This window comes from Flavobacterium sp. J49 (genome assembly GCF_011742145.1).
Classification (GTDB): Bacteria; Bacteroidota; Bacteroidia; order Flavobacteriales; family Flavobacteriaceae; genus Flavobacterium.
In genome coordinates this window covers 1-475 of the sequence record NZ_JAAQQU010000049.1, presented here as the reverse complement: position 1 = coordinate 475, position 475 = coordinate 1, and the positions used below count along the sequence as shown (strand labels likewise).

The window sequence follows — 475 nt, the reverse complement described above, 5'->3', positions numbered from 1 at the left end:
ACGTTATAGGCAAGCTTTCACCAAGTTTGCGAAGAAAAAAAATCTAAATGAAAAAATATTCGATAGAGAATTTAATCATAGTGCATAAACATATTTTAGAATTCTTCAAAGACAATGAAGAACTAAATAGAGAATATATAATAACCGAAATTCCATTAGAAACTTTAAAATCTATTTTTTGCGCTGAAAAAAATGATGACGAATTGTATTTGAGTTACACTGTAAATGAATCACAAGCAGAAAAGATAAACGGGCATTTAAAAACTAAAATAAGTTTTGACTTTGAGAAGTTTGAATATTATTTCCAACAGTACGGCGAATACAAAGAATGAAAAAAGCCAGCCTATAACAGCGGTTTTGCGCTATTGCTGGTTTGCTTAGTTACCTTGAGGTTTTTTCTTCACGAAAAAACTTTATCTTAGCAGAAACTACGCAGTTCGCTGGCATCGCAACAGACGCAAAGCCGCGAAACGTT

1 protein-coding gene is annotated in these 475 nt (G+C 32.4%); it reads left to right on the top strand.

Annotated features, from left to right (window positions below):
- The first annotated feature begins 47 nt into the window (after positions 1–47).
- A complete protein-coding gene (locus tag HA632_RS01515) occupies positions 48–332 on the top strand; it encodes a hypothetical protein (protein WP_176305483.1) in 285 nt (94 codons plus the stop codon).
- Positions 333–475: the final 143 nt, after the last annotated feature.